19 protein-coding genes and 1 pseudogene are annotated in these 19,310 nt (G+C 75.0%); 8 read left to right on the forward strand and 12 right to left on the reverse strand.

What is annotated here, in order from left to right; all coding sequences use genetic code 11:
• Window positions 1–197: 197 nt before the first annotated feature.
• The 3 genes from pdxR to BOQ63_RS08730 all read right to left on the reverse strand — a co-directional run bounded on the left by pdxR (window position 198) and on the right by BOQ63_RS08730 (window position 3,212).
• Window positions 198–1,652: a MocR-like pyridoxine biosynthesis transcription factor PdxR gene (pdxR, locus tag BOQ63_RS08720; protein ID WP_150475763.1), complete on the reverse strand. Its 1,455-nt coding sequence runs from the start codon at window positions 1,650–1,652 to the stop codon at window positions 198–200.
• A 151-nt stretch (window positions 1,653–1,803) separates the two neighbouring features.
• Entirely contained in the window at window positions 1,804–2,367 is a 564-nt protein-coding gene (locus tag BOQ63_RS08725) for a universal stress protein (RefSeq protein WP_078867137.1), read from the reverse strand.
• A 260-nt stretch (window positions 2,368–2,627) separates the two neighbouring features.
• Window positions 2,628–3,212 (reverse strand): pyridoxamine 5'-phosphate oxidase family protein, encoded by a 585-nt coding sequence (locus BOQ63_RS08730; protein ID WP_030280479.1) that lies wholly within the window; start codon window positions 3,210–3,212, stop codon window positions 2,628–2,630.
• Between the two features lie 132 nt (window positions 3,213–3,344).
• Here BOQ63_RS08730 and BOQ63_RS08735 point away from each other — a divergent pair, with 132 nt between their 5' ends.
• The 3 genes from BOQ63_RS08735 to BOQ63_RS08745 all read left to right on the forward strand — a co-directional run bounded on the left by BOQ63_RS08735 (window position 3,345) and on the right by BOQ63_RS08745 (window position 7,927).
• On the forward strand, window positions 3,345–4,265 hold the full coding sequence (locus tag BOQ63_RS08735; RefSeq protein ID WP_079183529.1) for an AraC family transcriptional regulator: 921 nt from the start codon (window positions 3,345–3,347) through the stop codon (window positions 4,263–4,265).
• Between the two features lie 195 nt (window positions 4,266–4,460).
• Window positions 4,461–6,407 carry a PLL family lectin gene (locus tag BOQ63_RS08740; protein ID WP_030557566.1) on the forward strand — a complete coding sequence of 649 codons (1,947 nt, stop codon included), beginning with the start codon at window positions 4,461–4,463 and terminating at the stop codon, window positions 6,405–6,407.
• 353 nt (window positions 6,408–6,760) lie between these two features.
• Window positions 6,761–7,927 (forward strand): alanine--tRNA ligase-related protein, encoded by a 1,167-nt coding sequence (locus BOQ63_RS08745; RefSeq protein WP_030557568.1) that lies wholly within the window; start codon window positions 6,761–6,763, stop codon window positions 7,925–7,927.
• A gap of 182 nt (window positions 7,928–8,109) precedes the next feature.
• Here BOQ63_RS08745 and BOQ63_RS08750 read toward each other — a convergent pair whose 3' ends face one another.
• Window positions 8,110–8,544: a CBS domain-containing protein gene (locus tag BOQ63_RS08750; RefSeq protein WP_030280487.1), complete on the reverse strand. Its 435-nt coding sequence runs from the start codon at window positions 8,542–8,544 to the stop codon at window positions 8,110–8,112.
• A 135-nt stretch (window positions 8,545–8,679) separates the two neighbouring features.
• Here BOQ63_RS08750 and BOQ63_RS08755 point away from each other — a divergent pair, with 135 nt between their 5' ends.
• The 3 genes and pseudogenes from BOQ63_RS08755 to BOQ63_RS08765 all read left to right on the forward strand — a co-directional run bounded on the left by BOQ63_RS08755 (window position 8,680) and on the right by BOQ63_RS08765 (window position 11,097).
• Window positions 8,680–9,180, forward strand: coding sequence for a helix-turn-helix domain-containing protein (locus tag BOQ63_RS08755; protein WP_223885877.1), 501 nt, complete (start codon window positions 8,680–8,682; stop codon window positions 9,178–9,180).
• A gap of 87 nt (window positions 9,181–9,267) precedes the next feature.
• Window positions 9,268–10,146 (forward strand): annotated as a pseudogene (ligD, locus tag BOQ63_RS08760) (non-homologous end-joining DNA ligase); the annotation flags it as partial.
• A gap of 96 nt (window positions 10,147–10,242) precedes the next feature.
• Entirely contained in the window at window positions 10,243–11,097 is an 855-nt protein-coding gene (locus BOQ63_RS08765; protein WP_167344902.1) for an ATP-dependent DNA ligase, read from the forward strand.
• 71 nt (window positions 11,098–11,168) lie between these two features.
• Here the strand turns inward: BOQ63_RS08765 and BOQ63_RS08770 are convergent, their stop codons facing one another.
• The 4 genes from BOQ63_RS08770 to BOQ63_RS08785 form a co-directional block, all read right to left on the reverse strand.
• A complete protein-coding gene (locus BOQ63_RS08770) occupies window positions 11,169–11,753 on the reverse strand; it encodes a type 1 glutamine amidotransferase domain-containing protein (RefSeq protein WP_051746671.1) in 585 nt (194 codons plus the stop codon).
• Between the two features lie 3 nt (window positions 11,754–11,756).
• The gene (locus BOQ63_RS08775) at window positions 11,757–12,053 is read right to left on the reverse strand and encodes a hypothetical protein (RefSeq protein ID WP_046385690.1); all 297 of its coding nucleotides are present in this window, start codon (window positions 12,051–12,053) and stop codon (window positions 11,757–11,759) included.
• A gap of 51 nt (window positions 12,054–12,104) precedes the next feature.
• Window positions 12,105–12,515 carry a DUF3040 domain-containing protein gene (locus BOQ63_RS08780; RefSeq protein WP_191093535.1) on the reverse strand — a complete coding sequence of 137 codons (411 nt, stop codon included), beginning with the start codon at window positions 12,513–12,515 and terminating at the stop codon, window positions 12,105–12,107.
• A 65-nt stretch (window positions 12,516–12,580) separates the two neighbouring features.
• On the reverse strand, window positions 12,581–13,024 hold the full coding sequence (locus tag BOQ63_RS08785; RefSeq protein ID WP_150475765.1) for an HAD family hydrolase: 444 nt from the start codon (window positions 13,022–13,024) through the stop codon (window positions 12,581–12,583).
• A 195-nt stretch (window positions 13,025–13,219) separates the two neighbouring features.
• Between BOQ63_RS08785 and BOQ63_RS08790 the strand changes: the two genes are divergently transcribed.
• Complete coding sequence (locus tag BOQ63_RS08790) at window positions 13,220–14,263, forward strand: hypothetical protein (protein ID WP_030280503.1); 1,044 nt, start codon at window positions 13,220–13,222, stop codon at window positions 14,261–14,263.
• A complete protein-coding gene (locus BOQ63_RS08795) occupies window positions 14,260–14,649 on the forward strand; it encodes a VOC family protein (RefSeq protein ID WP_030280505.1) in 390 nt (129 codons plus the stop codon). The genes BOQ63_RS08790 and BOQ63_RS08795 overlap by 4 nt, the downstream gene beginning before the upstream one ends.
• Window positions 14,650–14,805: 156 nt before the next feature.
• Here BOQ63_RS08795 and BOQ63_RS08800 read toward each other — a convergent pair whose 3' ends face one another.
• The 4 genes from BOQ63_RS08800 to BOQ63_RS08815 all read right to left on the reverse strand — a co-directional run bounded on the left by BOQ63_RS08800 (window position 14,806) and on the right by BOQ63_RS08815 (window position 19,030).
• A complete protein-coding gene (locus tag BOQ63_RS08800) occupies window positions 14,806–16,254 on the reverse strand; it encodes an MFS transporter (RefSeq protein WP_072653996.1) in 1,449 nt (482 codons plus the stop codon).
• Window positions 16,251–16,886 carry a TetR/AcrR family transcriptional regulator gene (locus BOQ63_RS08805; protein WP_030280510.1) on the reverse strand — a complete coding sequence of 212 codons (636 nt, stop codon included), beginning with the start codon at window positions 16,884–16,886 and terminating at the stop codon, window positions 16,251–16,253. Before BOQ63_RS08805 ends, BOQ63_RS08800 begins: the two co-directional genes overlap by 4 nt.
• Before the next feature lie 94 nt (window positions 16,887–16,980).
• A complete protein-coding gene (locus BOQ63_RS08810) occupies window positions 16,981–17,577 on the reverse strand; it encodes a GNAT family N-acetyltransferase (protein ID WP_046386855.1) in 597 nt (198 codons plus the stop codon).
• 64 nt (window positions 17,578–17,641) lie between these two features.
• Complete coding sequence (locus BOQ63_RS08815; protein WP_072653998.1) at window positions 17,642–19,030, reverse strand: sialidase family protein; 1,389 nt, start codon at window positions 19,028–19,030, stop codon at window positions 17,642–17,644.
• Between the last annotated feature and the right edge of the window lie 280 nt (window positions 19,031–19,310).

Consider the following 19,310-nt stretch of genomic DNA (forward strand, 5'->3'; position numbering starts at 1 on the left):
GTTGGAGCGAGTCGCCTCGGTGGTGCTCCCTGGCGAGTCGCGCTCCCACGCAGAAGTGGGGGCCGAAGCCGGAGCTGACGTGATCGTTCGGCGTCCGGGCGGCGTCGAGGCGGTCCGCGTCATGGAAGACGGACTGTGGCCTGTCCTTCGCCGCCCGCGCTCCCCGATCCGCCCTCGGGCTCCGGGCTCCGGGCGGCTCAGGCCGGCGGCGGGAGGATGTCGCAGAGCGCCTGGAGGGCCGCCGGGTAGGCGTGGTCGGGCGGAGTGGTGTAGCCGACCACCAGACCGTCGGCGGCCGGCATCGCCGCCGCCGTGACCGCCGGGTGCCGGTAGTCGGCCAGCCCCTCGACGGCCAGGCCCCGGTAGGCGGCGGCCTTGAGGATCGAACGCTCGGTGCCGGGGGCGAGCCGCAGGACGGCGTGCAGGCCGGCCGCGATGCCGGACACCTCGACGTGCGGGGCGTTCGCGGCCAGCGCGGCCACCAGCTGGTCCCGGCGGTCCCGGTAGCGGCGCCGCATCCGGCGCACGTGCCGGTCGTAGCCGCCGGAGTCGATGAACTCGGCGAGGGTCAGCTGGTCCAGGGCGCTGGCCCAGGCCTCGCGTTCGCCCTTGGCCGCCAACGCCCGGTCGACGAGGTGGTCCGGCAGGACCATCCAGCCGAGGCGCAGCGCCGGGCTCAGGCTCTTGCTGGTACTGCCGAGGTAGAGGACCCGGTCGGGGTCGAGCCCCTGGACGGCGCCGACCGGCTGGCGGTCGTAGCGGAACTCCCCGTCGTAGTCGTCCTCCAGGACGAGTCCGCCGCGTCCGCGCGCCCAGTCGATCACGGCGGCACGGCGCCCGGCGTGCAGCGGGCCGCCGGTCGGGAACTGGTGGGCGGGAGTGAGCAGGACCGTCCGGACGTCCGGATGCCGCGCCAACTCGTCGACGCGGGCGCCCTGTTCGTCGATCGGCAGCGGTACGGCGGGCACCCCGGCGGCGGCCAGCAGCCCGCGGTGGAAGCCCAGCCCGTACGCCTCGACGGCCAGCGGCCCCTGCTCGGCGGGCGGCAGGACGGGCGCAGCGCCGTCGAAGAGCAGCCGCAGCGCGTGGGCGAAGCCGGAGCAGACCACGATCCGGTCAGGGTCGGTGCGCACCCCGCGGGCGCGGGCGAGGTAGTCGGCGAGGACGGTGCGCAGTTCGCGACGGCCCTGCGGGTCGCCGGGCCCGAAGGCCTCGTTGGGTGCGGCGGTGAGGGCCCGGCGGGCGGCGGCCAGCCAGGCGGTGCGGGGGAAGGCGGCGGCGTCGGGCCGGCCCTGGCGCAGGTCGTGCACGGGCCCGGAGCGGCGGATGGGGCGGCGGACCCGGTCGGACCGGACGGGTGCGGCGCGTTCGGCGACGGTGGTTCCGGAGCCCTGGCGGGCGGTCAGCCAGCCCTCGGCGACGAGCTCGGCGTAGGCCTCGGCGGCGGTGTTGCGGGCCAGGCCGAGGTCGGCGGCGAGCGCCCGGTAGGGCGGCAGCCGGGTGCCGGGGGCGAGTCGCCCGGTGCGGATCGCCTCGCGCAGGGCGGCCATCAGCGCGGAGCGGCGGCCGCCGGTGGCGGGCAGGTCGAGGTGGAGGTCGTTGCCGGTCGGGCGGCCCGGCTCGGTGGGGTGCGCGCCCGGCGTTTCCGTCATGGCCCCGCACCCTACCCGCCGCTTACCGGCCACCGTCCGGCGGGCGGTGACCGGTCGGGCCCGCACCGGATCCGTGGGCGGGCCGGTGCCGGTTCGACTACGGACGCGACTACGGGCTACGGGCTACGGGCTACGGGCTACGGGCTACGGGCTACGGAACGACGGTGACCGGCCAGCGGCCCGCCTTGACCAGCCGGACCGCGACCGATCCGATCACCTTGTGCCCGGCCTGTTCGGAGACTCCGACCACCACCGCGTCGGCGCGCAGCTCGTCGGCGAGCTTGGCGAGGCCCGTATAGGGGTCGCCTCGCATGGTGAGGAAGCGCCACTGCACCCGCCAGACCTCGCGCACCCGCTGCTCGGCCTCGCGCAGCGCGGCCAGCAGCTCGTCGGCGATCTCCTGGGTGGTCTCCTCAACGGCGGCGCCGGCCAGGGCGGTCGCGGCGCCGAGTATCGGCTGGACGTAGGCCACGGCCAGGAGGGCGCCCTGCCTGCGGGCCAGTCCGGCGGCGTAGGCGATGGCGCGCCAGGAGGAGTCGGAGCCGTCCAGGCCCGCCAGGATCACCTTCGGCCCGTCGGTCCCCAGCTCGAAGCCGCCCGGCGCGACGGCCGGCTCGTGGCCCACGTGTTCCTCGTTGCCCGCCTGCGCCTCGCCGTCCGGTCGGCTCGCGCCGTCGACGGCCCCTGCGTCCGCCGCATCGCTCTCGTTGCTCATGGGCTGAAGGCTATGCCTGCCACCCGAAGTGGGACGCGGCGAGCACTCCGGGTGAGGGCTGTGGTGCGGGCCCCCGGGCGGGTCCGCGGAACGCCCGGTCCGGCACCGGGGCCGGGGTGGGCCGTCACGCGCTGTCGACGATGTGCGCGGCTTCACACGGCTTCCGGAGTGGCGGGGCTCCTGCGTGGCCACCGGCCACTGGGCCTTCGACTCCGGCAACGGCTTCCACGGCGGCCTGCGCCTGCAGCGCCCGGGTAGCGTCAGGCCGGCCGGGCCGGGACCGGCAGCGGGAGGGCGGGCAGTCCGTCGATGCTGGTGCGGACCAGCGGTTTGCCCTCGCAGTAGGCGCTGAACTGCTCCTCGCCCTTGCGGTCGAAGTACTGGGCGTGCAGGTCGCGGTCGCCGCGGTAGTCCATGAACGGCACGGCGTAGCCGCAGGAGTCGCTGACCCGCTCGGCGCGGACCACGACGATCGCGCGCAGGCCGGCGCCGTCCGCGCCGGGCTCGAAGCGGCCGAGCAGTTCGGCGAAGCGCGGGTCGTCGCGGAAGACGGGCTCGCCGCGGCCGTGCACCCGGACCACGGTGGGCGGGCCGTCGAAGGCGCACCACATCAGCGTGATCCGGCCGTTCTCCCGCAGGTGGGCGACGGTCTCGGCCTGCGAGCCGCCGAAGTCCAGATAGGCGAGGGTGAGTTCGTCGATGATGGCGAGGGTGCCGGAGCGGCCCTTGGGCGAGAGGTTGACGTGTCCGTCGCCCGCCAGCGGCGCGGTGGCGACGAAGTAGACGGGCTGTCGTTCGATGAACTGCCGCAGTCGGCCGTCGATGCTTTCGTACTGCTTTCCCATGTCCGCAAGTGTGCCCGCATCTCGCCACCCGAGAAAGGAAAATCCACGTAATGAGATGGTCGGCGCACTGACCGATCCGCCTAGGATGATCCGTGCAGCTGCCCACCCGCCGGTCCGACCAAGGGAGTTGAGTTGGTCCACGACACCCTCCCGACCACCGGTCAGGTGATGGCGGTGGTCGGTCTGCCCGCCGCACCGCTGCGCCGCTTCGTCCTCGACTACCGCGGCTACCGGATGAGTTTGGACCGCCCGCGCCGACGGCTGGAGGTGCCGACGGACGTGGTGACGGTGGCGCTCGCCTTCGAGGGCACGATGCGGCTCGCCGACGCCGTGTCGCCCGCCCCTGCGGTCTCCTTCGGCTCGATCGCCGCCGGGCTGCGCCGCACCGCGACGATCGCCGAACACGCCGGTGCGCTGCACGGATTGGCGGTCTCGCTCACCCCGCAGGGCGCCTTCCGGGCGTTCGGTCCGGTGGCCGGGGAACTCGGCGGGCAGTGGGCCGAGGCCGGGGAGGTGCTGGGCCCCCGGCTGGACCGGCTGGCCGCCCGGCTGGCCGACGCCCCGACCTGGCGGGCCCGGTTCGCCCTGCTCGACGGCTACTTCACCGCGCTGCTCGCCGACGGACCGGTCTGGGAGCCGGACGTCGTCTGGGCCTGGCACCAACTGCGCCGCTCCCGGGGGCTGGTGCCGGTCCGCGCCCTGGTGGAGGGCACCGGCTGGAGCCGCCGCCGTCTGGAGCAGCGCTTCCGGGAACAGCTCGGGCTGGCGCCCAAGCAGGCCGCCGGCATCCTGCGGCTGCAACGCACGCTCCGGCTGCTGACCGCCCCGGACGGGCGCTCCGCCCGCGCCGCCGACCTGGCGGCGCTCTGCGGCTACTACGACCAGTCCCACCTCGACCGGACCTTCCGCGGCATGGTCGGCTGCTCGCCCCGGGAGTTCCTGGCCTCCCGCCGGGCCGCCGCCGCCACTGCCACCGCCGCCACCGGGCTCGAACCCGTCGACCGGATCGTCGGCCGGATCACCAGCGCCGTACTCGACGCCGACCGGAGCTGAGCCGAGCCGCGCCGCGCCGAACCCCCGCGCTGAGCCCTGCCGACCCGAAAAGCAGCCGGACGGATTCGATCCCACATCAACTGACGCTTTCCGACACGTCCTTGCTGGATGCCGCCAACGGCATTCTCCCGTTCCGCATTCCGTTAGCCTCCCCCTTGGCGTGATCACCTGCCGATCTCTCTCTGGGGAATCCACATGGCAATCGGACGACGGCAACTCCTCACCTCCGTCGCACTCTCCGCCCTCGCCGCGCCCGTCCTGGCCCAGGGGACCGCGACCCGCGCCGCTGCGGCCGCCCCCGCACCCGCGGCCCCGACCGCGATCACCGGCTCCGGAGCGCTGGTCATGCAGGTCGTCGCGCACGAGGACGACGACATCCTGTTCATGAACCCGGACCTGTCCAACACCCTCGCCGCCGGCACGCCGTCCGTCACGGTGTTCGTCACCGCGGGCAACGCGACCGGCGACCCGTGCGCCACGGCCTGCTGGGACACCGGCGGCGAGCCGCTGCGCACCTGGAACCGGCAGATGGGCGCCGTCAACGCGTACTCCCGGATGACCGGGGCCGGCGACACCGAGCCGACGACCGACGAGGTCGGGCACTGGACGGCCGAGGCGTGGACGGTCGCGGGCAAGCAGGTCGAGCGGTACGTGCTCAAGGACCGGCCGGTGCACCTGATCTTCCTCAACCTGCACGACGCCAGGCTCGGCGGCGTCCTGGCCGGCGACACCGACACCACGGTCGTCCCGGTCGGCAGCCCGCTCTCCGGCCCCTCGACCTACACGGCCGCGGACGTCGTGGAGGTGCTGCGGCAGCTGATGGTGACGTACCGGCCGACTGTGCTCCGGGCACAGGACGAACTCCCGGACAGCCGCTACTCCGGCGACCATTCGGACCACGTCGCCGCCGCGAGATTCGCCGGCCAGGCGGCCCTGCTGTACGGCGGCCCGGTGATCCAGGTGAACTACCGGGACTACAACACCAGCGACTCACCGGTGAACCTCGACCCGGCGACGGTCGGCACCAAGGGCGTGTTCGTCTCCGAGTACGCGAGCCACGACCATTCGGGGAACTACTCCGATTCCTGGATCTCCCGGATGTACTACCGCTGGTCCCGGGGCACCTCCTGGGCGGGCCTGAACCAGGACGGCCGACCGCAGGTGTTCGTCGTCCGGGCCGGTGCCCTCCACACCTACTGGCGCCAGGCCGACGGCAGTTGGGGCGGCCCGGTACGGATGGCCGACCCGGGCGGGCGGCTGGCCCCGGGCATCGCCGTCGGCAGCAACGCCGACGGCCGGCTGGAGGTCTTCGCCCGCCGACTGACCGACCACCACATCGTCTCACTGCCGCAGGGCACGCCCAACGGCTGGTGGTGGAACGGATGGGCCGACCACGGCAACCCCAACGCCGGGACGGGCAACGAGGACCAGGTCGGCGTGCCCGTGGTCGCCAACTCCCAGGACGGGCGGCTGGAGCTGTTCGTCAGGAACGGCGGGGGCGGCCTCAGCAGCATCCGGCAGACCACTCCGGGCGGGGTGTGGACGGACACCTGGACGGACCTGGGCGGCACGGACCTCCAGGACCCCGTCACCGCGATCCGCAACGGCGTCGGGGCGATCGAGGTGTTCGCCGGCACCCGCACCGGCGTCCTCGGCTGGTGGCAGGACGCCCCGAACGGCGCCGTCAGCGGCCCGGGCCCGATCCCCGGTGCCCGGCCGGCGAGCCCGCCCAAGGCCGCACTGGACCAGGACGGCCGGATCGAACTCGCCTACCGAGAGGCCGGCACCGGCGCGATGCTGGTGAGTTACCAGATCCGGCCCGGCGGTTCGTGGAGCCGGTCCCCGGCGCCCCTCGGCGGACACGGGGGCGTGGGCGAGCCGGCGGCGACCACCCACGACGGACGGGTCGTCCTGTTCGAGCGCAACCGTGGCGGCGGGGTCAGCACCACCGCCCAGACCGCCCCGAACTCCGGCTACGGCCCCTGGCAGGACCTCGGCGGCACCGTCCTCGACCACCCGGCCGCGCTCGTCGACGGCGCCGGCGTCCTCCACGTGTTCGCCATCGGCACGGACGGCCGTGTCTCCTACCGCACCGGCACCCCCGCCACCGGCTACGGCGCCTGGCAGGGCCTGCCGCTGTGACCGCCTGCCCCCCGGGAGCGGGAAGTCGGACCCGCCGACCTCCCACTCCGGCGCGGAAGCCCACGCGCGCGGGGACACGCGGAACACCGCACGCGCGGGGGCACACGGAAAACCGCGTGCCCCCGCGCGCCGACCGCGTTACCCTCGGCTCCATGAACGTCACCGGCCACCTCACCGCCGCCGCGCGAGCGACCAGCTCGCCGGTTGCCGCCGCCTGACGTACCCCTTCCCCCCGGCGACCGGAAACGGTCCCGCCGGTGGTGGCCTCGAGGCGTTCTGCTCCTCGGTTCCGACGATCGCGTGGACTCGTTGTCCGGTGCCTCCCGCAACGGCACACGCGAAGGAGCCACCCCATGAACACCGAGCAGCTCGTCCGCACCTTCACCGAGTACTTCGAGGACCGCGGCCACCGCCGGATCACCGGCTCGACCCTGCTCCCCCCGTCCGGCGACCCGGTGCTGTTCACCACCTCCGGCATGCACCCCCTCACGCCCTACCTGGAGGGACGCCCGCACCCGCTCGGCAGGCGCCTGGTCAACGTCCAGCGCTGCCTGCGCACCACCGACCTCGACGAGATCGGCGACCGCACCCACCTCACCGTCTTCGAGATGCTCGGCACCTGGTCCCTCGGAGACTACGAGGGCCCGCAGAGCCTCGACTGGGGCTACGGGCTGCTCACCGACGGCCTCGGCATCGATCCCGGTCGGCTCCACGTCACCGTCTTCGGCGGCGACGACCAGGTCGGCCCGGACACCGACTCACTGGAGCTGTGGCACGGTCGCGGCGTGCCGGTCGAGCTCACCGTCGAGGACAACTGGTGGTCCAACGGCCCGACCGGCCCCTGCGGCCCCGACTCGGAGATCTTCCTGTGGACCGGCGACACCCCGCCGCAGTCCACCCCCACCCGGGACGACCGCTGGGTCGAGGTGTGGAACCACGTGATGATGCGTCACCGGCGCCTGGACGACGGCACCCTCGTCCCGCTCCCCCAACGCAACATCGACACCGGACTCGGCCTGGAGCGCCTCTCCTCGCTGCTCCGGGGCCGCTCCTCCGTCTTCGAGTGCGACGTCTTCGACCCCTGGCGCCGCCTCGTACCGCCCCTCTGGCAGCTGGACGAGCCGTCCCTGCGCCTGGTCTGCGACCACCTGCGCTCGGCCGTCGTCGTCATCGGCGACGGCGTCCGCCCCTCCAACACTGGCCGCGGCCACGTCCTGCGCCGCCTGCTCCGCCGGGTGCTCACCGTGCTGCGCCGGGACGAGCCGCGGCGCGGACTCGGCGACCTGCCGGAGGAGTTGATCCGGCACACCCTGGACCACTTCCGTCAGGACGTCCGCCCCGAGCCGGTCCGCCGAGTGCTCCTCGAGGAGGAACACCGCTTCACCCGCCTCCTCGACCGCGGCCGCCGGATCCTCTCCCGCCCCCGCTTCCGCGGCCCCCTCACCGAGGACGACCTCCACTACCTCCACGACACCCACGGCCTCCCCCGCGACCTGGTCCTCGACCTCCGCCAGCAGTAGGGTCCGCCGGGCGTTGCGCATTTGTACAAGACGCGCGAGGGCCCCGTCCGCCATCATCGGGAGGCCCGGCCGGTACGGGGGGACCGGCCGGTCACCGGGGGCGGACGGGGCTGCGCTCGGGGGCCGTTCACGGGCCGCTCAGGGGCCGGTTCACAGGCCGCTCAGGAGCGGGCGAGCGGGTGTCACTGCTTCATGTAGACGCTGTCCATGAACTTGATGATCTGCTCGTCCGTCAGCCGGTGGCCTTCGCGGTGGCCCATCGCCAGGTCGGCCTCGCTGATCATGCCGACCAGCCGCTCGCCGTCGATCACCGGGATACGCCGGATCTGGTGCTGTTCCATCTTCTTCAGCACGGTTTCCATGCTGTCCTCGGCGCGCACGCAGTGCAGGTGCCCGGCGAGGTCCATGGCGGTCATCTCGGCCGGGTTCTTGCCCTCGGCGACACAGCGCAGCACGATGTCGCGGTCGGTGATGATGCCGTGGAGCTTCTGGTCGTCGCCGCAGATCGGCAGCGCGCCGACGTGCATGTCGCGCATCATCCTCGCGGCTTCGTCCAGCGTCTGGTGGGCGCCGATGCACTGGGCGCCGGTGTGCATGATGTCTCGGGCAGTGGTCACGGGGACTCCTTCGTCGCTGTTACCCCCCGACGGTGCTCCCCCGCGGCGGTCCACAGCGCCGCTCGCGGGGTGACCGTGCCATCACGGTAGGCGACCCCGGGTCCGTCCGCGACCGCGAGCGCCGATACCGGTCGGGTGACGACGCGAGCCACCGAGGCGGTCGACGAGGCCGTCCGCGGGCGGGCGCTGCTGCGCAGCGGCGGGGCGCTGCCGGTGGCGGAGCTGGCCCGGGAGACGGGTCGGAGCGCCCGGCACCTCCAGGACCGGTTCCGCCGGGAGACCGGCCTCACCCCCAAGACGGCCGCCCGGGTGATCCGCTTCGACCGGGCCCGACACCTGCTCACGGCCGGTCCGCCGCCCCGGCCGGCGGAACCAGCGCCCCGCCGCGGCTACTTCGACCAGGCGCAGACGGCGCCGGGCGGGTGGCCGGCCCTGCCGGGCAGCTTCAGCGCGTACGTGGTGACCGCCGACCCGGACGGCGTTCACGCCCGGGCCGTCGCCGCCGGGGCCCGGGTCACCGCCGGGCTGCACGGGACCGACCACGGCTCGCGTGACTTCGCCGCCGCCGACCCGGAGGGCGACCACTGGTACTTCGGGACGTACCCGGGCGCCCCACGGCCCGTCCCGGGCTGCTGACACCCGGGCGGTGGTCGCGGGCGGCGACGGCCGTGCCGGGGCAGACTGACTGCGGGGGCCACCCGCGGGAGTCTTCGGAGACGGCCCATGCCGCAGATGACGGTGGACGGACGCACCCTCGCCCTGTCCCACCTCGACAAGGTGTACTACCCGCGCGTCGGCACCCTGAAGGGCGACGTGCTGCGCTACTACGCCGCCGTGCACACCGTCCTGCTCCCCCATCTGCGCGACCGCCCGGTGTCCTTCCTACGCTGCCCGGACGGTGTGGAGGCGGAGGTGTTCGTCGCCAAGAACCCGCCGCCGGGCACCCCGGAGTGGGTGCGCACGGTGGACGTGCCCAGCACCGGCGGCGAGCTGCGCCAGGTGGTGCTGGAGGACGGCGCGGCGCTGCTGGCGGTCGCCAACCTGGGCTGCCTGGAACTGCACGTCCCGCAGTGGCACGCCGCCGCGCCGGCCCTGGCGGACCGGCTGGTCCTGGACCTTGATCCGGGCGAGGGCGCGAACGTCCTCACCTGCCGGGCGGTCGCGCTGCTGCTGCGCGAGCGGCTGGCCGCGGACGGGCTGTCGGCCTGGGTGAAGACCTCCGGCTCCAAGGGCCTGCACCTGCTGGTGCCGATCGAGCCGACGCCCAGTGCCACGGTCTCCGGGTACGCGAAGGCGCTGGCCGCCGCGCTGGAGGTCGAGCACCCGGACCTGGTGGTCCACACCATGGCCAAGGCCCGCCGCCGGGGCCGGGTGCTGGTCGACTGGTCGCAGAACAACGCCAAGAAGACCACCGCCGCTCCGTACACCCTGCGCGCCCGGCCACTGCCGACGGTCTCCACCCCGCTGTCCTGGGGCGAGCTCGAACGGGCGAGCGGGGAGACCGAGCTGGTCTTCACACTCGCCGAGCTGCCGGGACGGCTGGCGGCGCACGGCGACCTGTTCGCGCCGCTGCTGGACCCCGAGCAGGCCCGGCCGCTGCCCGCCGCACCCACGGCCCGGGAGGCGCCCGCCGCACCCACCACCCGGGCCCCGGCCCCGGAGCAGCCCCGGCAGGTGCTGCAGCCGCCCGTCGAGGTGATGCGCCCCGCCGCCGTCACCGCCGTGCCGCCCGCCGACGGGCTGGGCGGGGGCGGCGTGCAGTACGAGCTGAAGCTGGACGGCTTCCGCTGCGTCGCCTTCGCCCGCGGTGACCGTCCGGCGTTCCTGCAGTCCCGCAGCGGCCGCGACCTCGCCCCCGAGTTCCCGCCGATCGCCGCCGCCGTCGCCCGGCTGCCGGAGGGGCTGGTGCTGGACGCCGAGCTGGTCGCCTGGCGGGCCGGGCGGTTCGCCTTCGAGGAGCTGCTGCACACCCGCCAGGCCCGGGCCGCTGCAGCGGACGTGGTGCTCGGGCTGATCGCCTTCGACCTGCTCGCCCTGCCCGGCCGCGACGTCCGGCGCCTGCCGCTCACCGACCGGCGCCGCCTGCTACTGGCCGCCCTGGCCGACGTCCCGCCGCCGATCCAGCCGGTGATGGCCACCACGGACCGGACGGAGGCGCTGGAGTGGGTGGAGCAGCTGGCCGACACCGGCGTGGAGGGCCTGGTCTGCAAGGCCGCGGCCTCCCCCTACCGGGCGCGCGGCGCGGGCCGCGCCTGGGTCAAGTACCGGCGCAGCGACACCCTGGACGCCACCGTCCGCGCCCTCACCGGTCCGGCCTCCCGGCCGTACGCGCTGGTGCTCCAACTCGACGACGGCCGGGTGTTCCTCACCACCCCCAGGCTCACCCCCGTCCAGGCCCGCGAGGTCGCCCAGGTCGCCGGGCCGTTGCTCGGGCCGCCCGCAACCGACCCCGACCACGGCCGGGTGCACCCGCTCACCGGCCCGCTGCGCGCCGAACTCACCCTCACCGGGCGCCCGCCCACTGCCACCTTCGTCCGGTTGCGCGGGGACTGACCCACGGAGTCCACCGGAGCGGGTTCAGCTCGTCCGGGGTCAGGCCTGAGGGCACACCATGCGTGCGCGCCTCACGTGCGCCGCTTCGCCACCGCGTGGACGAACTCGGTGACCAGCGCGTCCTCGAACACCGGCAGGTCCGCCGGCTTGCGGCTGGTCACCAGCGGGCCCGGCCCGTCCCGGCAGACGTGCACCTCCTCGTCCACCCACCGGGCACCCGCGTTGACCAGGTCCGTCCGCAGGCTCGGCCAGGAGGTGAGGGTGCGGCCGCGGACGGCGTCGGCCTCGATCAGCGTCCACGCGGCGTGGCAGATCGCCGCCACCGGGCGGCCGGAGGCGCAGCACGCGTGCACGAAGGAGACCGCCGCCCGGTCCAGCCGCAGCTGGTCCGGGTTGGCGACGCCGCCGGGCAGCACCAGCCCGTCGTAGTCGGCCGGGTCCGCCTCCGCGACCGGGCCGTCCACCGCGAAGGTGTCGCCGGGCTCGTGGTGCCGGACGGCCCGGACCCGGCCGGGGGCGGTGGAGAGCAGGCGCGGGACGCCGCCGGACTCGGCGACCGCCTGCCAGGGCGAGGTGAGTTCCTGCTGCTCGACGCCGTACGGGGCGACCAGGAACGCGATCGTCCGGCCGGTCAGGGTGGTCAGCGGCCAGCCCATGGCTCAGTGCGGGCGGCGGGTGGTGAGGTCCTCGGCGGGCGGCGGGGCGGTGCCGACCCGGGCGCGGGGGCAGTCGAGGTGGACGGTGCGGTCCAGGTGGTCGACCCTGGCGACCAGGCCGACCGGAACGAGCACCCGGGCGCCCGGCACCCAGGGCTCGGCGTCGACCATCAGGTGGTCTCCGCCGTCCTGCTCGACCCGGCCGAGCGGGCCGTCGGTGGCGTGCACCTCGTACCCGACCAGGGCGAGGTCGGCGGCGGGGTGGGAGCCCGGGCGGTACTCCCACAGGTCGGTACTCATGGGCACCTCGCGGTGGTTCGGTCCCCCGTCACGTCGCGCCTGCAATTCATGTCACGCCTCCGGCCGGTCCCAGGGGCGGCGCTCGGGCCGGTCCCAGGGGCGCCGCTCGCGCCGCTCCTCCCGCGCCGGACCGGCGGGCTCGGCCCGGCCGGCCCCCCGGCGCCGCCGCAGCAGCTCGGTGGCGGCCACCGAGGCGGCCCAGACCACCCCGAGGGCGACGAGCACGGCGGTGGTCGGGGTGCGCATCCCGATGCCGAGACAGATCGACGTCATCACGAGCACGGTCAGCAGCACCCCGGCCGAGATCCGGCGCCCGGCGGCGTGCAGCGCGCGGAGGGCCCGGTTCGGCGGCTTCGCCCCCATCGTGCTCAACTTCCGGTCGAGACGCGTGTCCTGGCGCAGGTCGGACTCGATCTCCTCCAGGAGCCGCCGCTCCCATCCGCTCAACGCGGGTCCGTCCATCTCGGTCACCTCCGACATTCCGGTGACGTGCTCGCATCCGGGCGGTTGCCCGGTACGGGGCGGCGTCAACCGCTCCGGGGAGCGCCTGTTCCGGCGTCCACGCGCCCGAAGGCCCGGGGACGGGCGAGCAGGCTGTCGTCCAGGACACCCAGCAGGGCGGTGGCGTCGCGGTGGACCTCGACCGCGCCGGCCGCCCGCAGCTCGGGACCGGCGTCCCCGCCGGTCTCCAGGGCGACGCAGGGCACCCCGAGCCGCCGCGCCGCCAGCACCTCCCGCACGCTCCCGGCGACGGCGACGGCGTGCTGGGGCTCGCCGTCCACCAGCTCCAGGGCGGCCCGTACGGGCTCGCCGCCGGGGTCGGCAACGGTCAGGACGGGTACCCCGGGCGGTCGGGGGCCCGTCAGCACGACCGTCCAGCCGCGTGCGGCGCACTCGCGCAGCAACTCGGCGCCGCCGGGCAGCCGGGGCCGCCAGTCGGTACCGAAGAGAGCCGCCGAGATCACCGTCATGGTCACCGCTCCCGCTGCCGTGCTTCCGCGCATCCGCCGCAGGCCACGCACCGTGCGCGCCCTTCCAGGTTAGGACGGCGCGGCGCGGCGCGCTGCCTGCCGGGGCACGGGCGCCCGCGCCGGCGAAAACCGCTTGGCGGGCGCTGCGCGGGCCGCCATACTCCGGACGTTCGCGGGCGAGCGGGAGGGGAACGCGTGGCGGTGTTCGGGTGCGCGGGGTGCGGTGCGGAGCTGACCGCGCCGGTGACGGAGGTGGCGCTGCCGCCGCACGCGCACCGCGAGGGCGGGGACCGGTACCTGCCGCCGCTGCTGGAGCCGGGGACCTTCGCCCTCGACCCGGAGCCCTCCGAGCGACCCTGGCGCCCCTGGTCCTCTATCAGCCCGGCGGAGGCCGCCGCCCTGGGTGTGTACGCGCCGGTCGACGGGCTGTGGTCCGGCGACGGCGGCGCCGCCCTGCTGGCCCCGGGCGACACCCGCGGCACCGCGCTGATCCCGGAGCGGTGCGACGGCTGCTGCGCCTGTGCCGGAGGTCCCAACCTGGCCTGCGAGCGATGCGGGCGGACGGTGGGCGCCCGGATCGACGACTGCTACCGCTGGCAGGCGGTCTGGCTGTACCCCGGGGCCGTACGACGGCTCCCGGTCCAGGGACTGGCCCGGCCGGCCGGGGACGGCTGGACGGCTGCCCCCACGCCGCCCGTCGAGCCCCTCGGTTGGTGGAGCGACCGGTGGAGCGCCGCGGTCGGGGCCGCGCTGGCCGAGGTCCTGGCGGCCTCCGGCGGCGCGCCGGTGGCGGTGGCGCCGGGCCTGCTCGCCGAGACCTTCGGCCGCACCCTGCAGCGGCTGCTCCCGGCCGGCGCCCCGGTCCGCACCCTGGGCCCGGCCGGGCCCGGGCTCACCCCCGCCCCGATGCCGGACATCGCCCTCGTCCCCCGCCACCCGTGGACCGGCGCCGCCTGGCGGCCGCCCTCCGGCGGCACGGTGCCCGTCCCGCTGGACGCCGGGGTGTGGACGTACCTCGCCTTCCCGCCCGTCCGCCCCACCACCCGGCTGCCCGCCGGGGAGGAACGCGACGACCCGCTGCCGCTGCGCCCGAACCGGCTGTTCGAGCCCGACCGGCGCCTGCTACGCCACCGCCTCGCCCGGCTGCCCGCCGTCCGGCAGCCCTGGCTGCGCGCGATCTACGATCGGCTCGGCGACCGCCGCCACCACTCCCGGACCGCAACGGAGGGCACCCCATGAGGATCAACCTGACCACCGTGTTCGTCGACGACCAGGACAAGGCGCTGCGCTTCTACACCGAGGTGCTGGGCTTCGTGAAGAAGGAGGAGGTCCCGCTCGGCGAGCACCGCTGGCTCACGGTGGTCTCCCCCGAACAGCCCGACGGCACCGAACTGCTGCTGGAGCCCGACAACCACCGCGCCGTCAAGCCCTACAAGGCGGCCCTGGTCGAGGACGGCATCCCCGCCGCCCAGTTCGCGGTGGACAACGTGCACGCCGAGTACGACCGTCTGCACCGGCTCGGCGTGCGCTTCACCCAGGAGCCGACGGCGCTCGGCCCGGTCACCGTCACCGTGCTGGACGACACCTGCGGCAACCTCATCCAGCTCGCCCAGTTCCACCGCTAGCCCGGCAGCACGAACCAAGCGGACAAACGAACCAGCCGGGCCGCCCGCCGGCTGCGAGCTGCGGCAACTCCTCGGCTGCGGAGCACAGTTCGTGCTGCGCCGCGGGTACCCAGCTCTGTTCCGACGGCCGCCGCGAGCATGGGCCCGGCACCCGGCTCAGACCCGCCCCCGCTGCTCGGACGGTCGCGAACCACGCGCCGCCACCCGACTGTTGGACGTGGCGACGGCGAGGTCGCGGACCAGGAGCAGTGCGCCGGCGGCCAGTAGGGCGGCGGGGATGCCGGTCCAGGCGACGGTGGGGCCGATGGCCGTGTCGGAGCGGGCGAGCAGGCTCTGGGCGCAGGCGAGGCTGAAGGCGCCGCCGAGCTGCTTGGCGAGGGCGGAGCCCGCCGTGGCGGTGCCCATGTCGGCGGGCGGTACGCAGCTCTGGGTGGCCATGGTCAGGCCGCCCATCGCCGGGCCGGTGCCCAGCCCGATGAGCAGCAGGAGAACGGACGTCAGGGGAACGGGAGTTGACGGTCCGAGGGTGAGCAGCCCGGCCGTGCCGACGGTGAGCAGCGCGGCACCGGTCAGCAGGACGGAGCGGACCTGCCGTCCGCGCGTGACGGCGGCCGCGGTGAGCCGGTTGCCGACCGTCATGCCGATCAGCAGCGGCAGGAGCAGCAGGCCGGAGGCGGTGGCGGAGTAGCCGCGCCGGTGCTGGAAGTACAGCGGCAGGAGGATCCCCACCGGCATGGCTGCGACCTGGAAGAGGAATCCGGCGGCCAGCAGCGCCGAGTAGGTGCGGTTGCGGAACAGCCGCAGTGGGAGCACGGGTACGGCGGCCCGCCGTTCGACCGGGATCAGGACTGCGAGCAGGGCGAGTCCGCCGAGCAGGCAGCCGCCGACCGCCGGGTCGCTCCACCGCCCGGCGGAGGCGTTGCCCTTGAGGCCGAGGCCGATCAGGACCAGGCCGAGTCCGCTGGTGAGCAGCAGGACCCCGGCCGTGTCGAGCCGGCCGGTCGGCGCGGTGGCGGGGCGGCATTGCGGGAGCACCAGGGCGATCAGCAGCCAGGCCGCCAGGCCGAGCGGGAGGTTGAGCCGGAACGCCCAGCGCCATCCGGCGTGGTCGGCGAGGAGGCCGCCGAGGATCGGGCCGCCGATCATGCCGAGGACCGTCATGGCGGCCAGGACGGTCTGCATCCGGATCAGGCCCTGCGGACGGGACGGCGGGTGGAGGTCGCGGATCAGGGCCATGCCGAGGGTGAGCAGGGCGCCTGCACCCAGGCCCTGCACCGCGCGGGAGGCCACCAGTACCGGCATGGTGGTGGCCAGGGCGCAGGCGGTCGAGCCGGCCAGGAAGACGGCGAGCCCGCCGAGGAGTAACCGCCGTCGCCCGTAGAGGTCGGAGAAGCGACCGTAGACCGGCACGCTGACGGACGAGGTCAGCAGGTAGGCGGTGACCAGCCAGACGTACCAGGTGCCGCCGCCCCCGACCTGCTGGGCGATCCGGGGCAGTGCGGTGCCGACCACCGTGCCGTCGAGCACGGCGAGGAAGGCGCAACCGAGCAGCGCCGCGGTGGCCAGGGTCCGGTGGCGGGACCGGAGGTCCTGGTAGGGGTTCACGCCTCCCCCGTGGTGGCGATCGCGCCGTGCAGGAAGAGGTCGACGAGTTCCCCGGTGGACAGCGGGTCGGGCATGCCCGCGCGGCCGGTGGACATCAGCAGCAGCTGGAAGGTGCCGGCGAGCCGTTCGGGGGCCAGCCGGAGGCGGTCGCGATCGGGTTCGAACAGGGCGGCGAGCGCCGCGCGGGGTGCGGCCAGGCCGGCTTCGCGGTCGGCCGACCGGCGCGCTTCGGCGGGTGCGGGGCGCTCGGCGCGTTCCGGGCGCCCGGCTCCGGCGAGGGCTCCGATGACGGCGCCGACCCGGGCCAGGTGGCCGCTCAGCACGTCGGCCGCCTCGGTGAGCCGGTCAGCGAGCGGCTGGTCGAGTTCGATCGCGGCCAGGTGGGCGACGGCGTCGTCGGGGCGGAGGGCCTCGGCCAGGCAGGCGGCGAGCAGGGCGTCCTTGTCGGCGAAGACGCGGAAGATCGTGCCCTCGCCGATGCCGGCCGCGCGGGCGATCTTCGCGGTGGTCACCGCGGCGCCGTACTCGACGACCAGCGGGAGCGCGGCCGCGACGATCATGGCGCGGCGCTGCTCGGGGTCCATGGCCGGCGCACGGCGCCGGGCGGGCTGGGTGGAGGGGTTCTCTGCCATGCCTCCAAGTTACGGAGTGAGTACTCACTCCGTCAATGGGACACGAGGAAGCGCGCACGGCCCGGGGGCGTGCGCGCTCCCGCGACCCGGCGCGCTACGCGGGGTCGGACGCCAGCCGCGCGTGCAGGTGCTCGTCGTTGTACGGGCCGTCGCCGTAGCGGAAGGAGGCCCGCAGGGTGCCCTCGTACGGGAAGCCGGCCCGGATGGCGACCCGGCAGGAGGCCTCGTTGCCGACGGCGTGGTAGAGCTCGATGCGGCGGACTCCGGCGGTGCGGACGCCCCAGGCGGTGACGGCGGTGGTGGCCCGGGTGGCGAGGCCGCGGCCGCGGGCGGCGGTGAGCAGCCAGTAGCCAACCATGGCGACGCCCTCGTCCCGGTCGGACCAGCGCAGGGCGACGTTGCCGCACAGGGCGCCGTCGGCAGCGTCGGTGATGGCGAACGAGGCCGTGCTGCCCTCGGCCCAGCGGGCATCGGCGCGGTCGAGGTAGGCCTCGGCGCCCGCGAGGTCGGTGGCGTCGCGCAGCGGATTCCAGCGGGCGACCTCCGGGTCGGCCGCGGCCGCCGTCACGGCGGCGAGGGTCCCGCCGGGCAGGTCGAGGCCGCGGCCCCATGGCCGGAGCAGGACGTCGCCCAGGTCGAGGACGTCGGGACGGAGGAGACGCTGGTCGGTCGCCGGGTCACTGGTGGTCACCCCGCCTTCCTACCCCCGTCTCCCCCGCGGCCGCCAGCGATTAATCCGGTACGGGGCGCGGCCCCTACGGCAGCGCGACGCCGACCGTCGCGGCCCAGATGCTGTCGTTCGAGGCCGTGGGCGCGACCGCGCTGCCCCAGGCCAGCACCAGCCGGTCGGGCGCCGGAGCGGAGAACCCGAAGGTGTCCCCGGGCCACACCGTGCTCGTACCGAAGTTCTGGGAGACCCGGACCGGGGCGGACAGCCAGCCCCGCGTGGTCGAGAAGGTCCGGAGGTACTGCGCGTAGCCGCGCGGGTCGCTGCTCGACAGCCAGCCGACATAGGCCGTCCCGGGCGGTCCGGCCACGACCTGCATGACGTGCGGGACGTTCAGCGTGTCGGAGGGCACCTGCACCGGGGTGGACCAGGTCGCCCCGTGGTCCTGGGAGTACGACAGCCACCCGGTGTCGCTGTTCGAGCCCTGGGTGTCCCAGGTCGCGTACAGCGTCCCGTCCGGGCCGAGCGCCTCGCTCCCGTCGATCCACCACTCGCTGTTGTTCATCGACCCGGCGCCGCCGCCGACCCGCACCGGCGGTGACCAGGTCGCGCCGCCGTCGGTGGAGCGGGTCGCGTAGGTGTGGGCGACGGTCAGGTTGTCGGTCGGGACGTCGGTGACGACGTAGCCCTGGTAGAGCACGTCGATCGAGCCGTCCGCCTCGACCGTGACGGGCGCGCTGTCGGCCCCGCTGTTCGGGTAGCCGGGGCTGATGTGCGACATCGCGCTCCAGGTCCGGCCGCCGTCGGTGGACTTCTGCAGCACCGCGTTGACGTCGCCGGTGGCGAAGGAGCAACTGCCGGACGCCGCGCAGACGAAGGTCACCGCCGCCGCGCTCGGCCCGTAGTCCCAGGTCAGGTAGAGCGTCCCGTCCGGGCCGGCGGTGACGAAGTCCCGGTCGCCCCAGTTGTTCGCGTCCGGCGGGGTGATCTGGCCGGCGGTCTTGAAGCTGGCGCCGCGGTCGGTGCTGACGTCCACGACGGGGAAGGTCAGGCCGGAGCGGGCGACCATGAACGCCACGTAGATCGCACCGTCGGGCGCGACGGTGATCGCGGGGTCCCAGGACCTGCTGCCGTTCTGTCCGGTGCTGCCGGGCAGCGTGAGCGGCGAACCGAAGGTGGAGCCGCCGTCCCGTGAGCCGGCGAAGCCGATGCCCTTGCAGCCCATCCAGGCGTCGTAGACGGCGTTCACCGCCGGATCGACGGCCTGTATGGTCTCGGCGTTCTGCCCGGAGCAGGGGGCCGAGATGTTCGTCGGGGTGCTGATCGCGTAGGCGGCGTCCGCGCGGGCGGCCGGGCCCGCGGGGACGGCGGTGCCGACCGGCGCGGCCTGCGCCGGACCGGTGGTGAGGGCGATGACGGTGGCTCCGGCACAGAGGCCGACGAGCAGGGATCTGAGCCTGCCGGGACGTGCGCGCACGGGCTGATCTCCTCGGAGTGGAAGGGAGCCTGGGGGAACCTTGCGCGGAAGTGGCGGGCCGTCAGCAGCACGGCCGCGACCCGCCTCCGGACGGATTCCCCCGGGCGCCGGTCGCGAAGCCGCGCAGCTGTGGAGACAGCTCGGACGTCGTGTGCGCGGCCGGTTCAGATCCCGGAAGGCCGCGCAGGGGTCTTGCGCTGTCCCCGCGTGGCGGGATCGGAACCAGGCGATCGGACCCGTCTGGTCGGCCGACCGTCCGAACGCCGGACTCCGGTTGCGC

The sequence above is a fragment of the Streptomyces viridifaciens genome (genome assembly GCF_001888885.2).
Lineage (GTDB): Bacteria > Actinomycetota > Actinomycetes > Streptomycetales > Streptomycetaceae > Kitasatospora > Kitasatospora aureofaciens.

Coding starts and splice junctions, on each gene's coding strand:
- BOQ63_RS08745 (WP_030557568.1), top strand. CDS start 6,761: ATGAACACCGAGCAGCTCGTCCGCACCTTCACCGAGTACTTCGAGGAC.
- BOQ63_RS08775 (WP_046385690.1), bottom strand. CDS start 12,053: ATGAGTACCGACCTGTGGGAGTACCGCCCGGGCTCCCACCCCGCCGCC.
- BOQ63_RS08725 (WP_078867137.1), bottom strand. CDS start 2,367: ATGAGCAACGAGAGCGATGCGGCGGACGCAGGGGCCGTCGACGGCGCG.
- pdxR (WP_150475763.1), bottom strand. CDS start 1,652: ATGACGGAAACGCCGGGCGCGCACCCCACCGAGCCGGGCCGCCCGACC.
- BOQ63_RS08730 (WP_030280479.1), bottom strand. CDS start 3,212: ATGGGAAAGCAGTACGAAAGCATCGACGGCCGACTGCGGCAGTTCATC.
- BOQ63_RS08770 (WP_051746671.1), bottom strand. CDS start 11,753: ATGGGCTGGCCGCTGACCACCCTGACCGGCCGGACGATCGCGTTCCTG.
- BOQ63_RS08785 (WP_150475765.1), bottom strand. CDS start 13,024: ATGACGGTGATCTCGGCGGCTCTCTTCGGTACCGACTGGCGGCCCCGG.
- BOQ63_RS08805 (WP_030280510.1), bottom strand. CDS start 16,886: ATGGCAGAGAACCCCTCCACCCAGCCCGCCCGGCGCCGTGCGCCGGCC.
- BOQ63_RS08795 (WP_030280505.1), top strand. CDS start 14,260: ATGAGGATCAACCTGACCACCGTGTTCGTCGACGACCAGGACAAGGCG.
- BOQ63_RS08765 (WP_167344902.1), top strand. CDS start 10,243: ATGCGCCCCGCCGCCGTCACCGCCGTGCCGCCCGCCGACGGGCTGGGC.
- BOQ63_RS08780 (WP_191093535.1), bottom strand. CDS start 12,515: ATGGACGGACCCGCGTTGAGCGGATGGGAGCGGCGGCTCCTGGAGGAG.
- BOQ63_RS08740 (WP_030557566.1), top strand. CDS start 4,461: ATGGCAATCGGACGACGGCAACTCCTCACCTCCGTCGCACTCTCCGCC.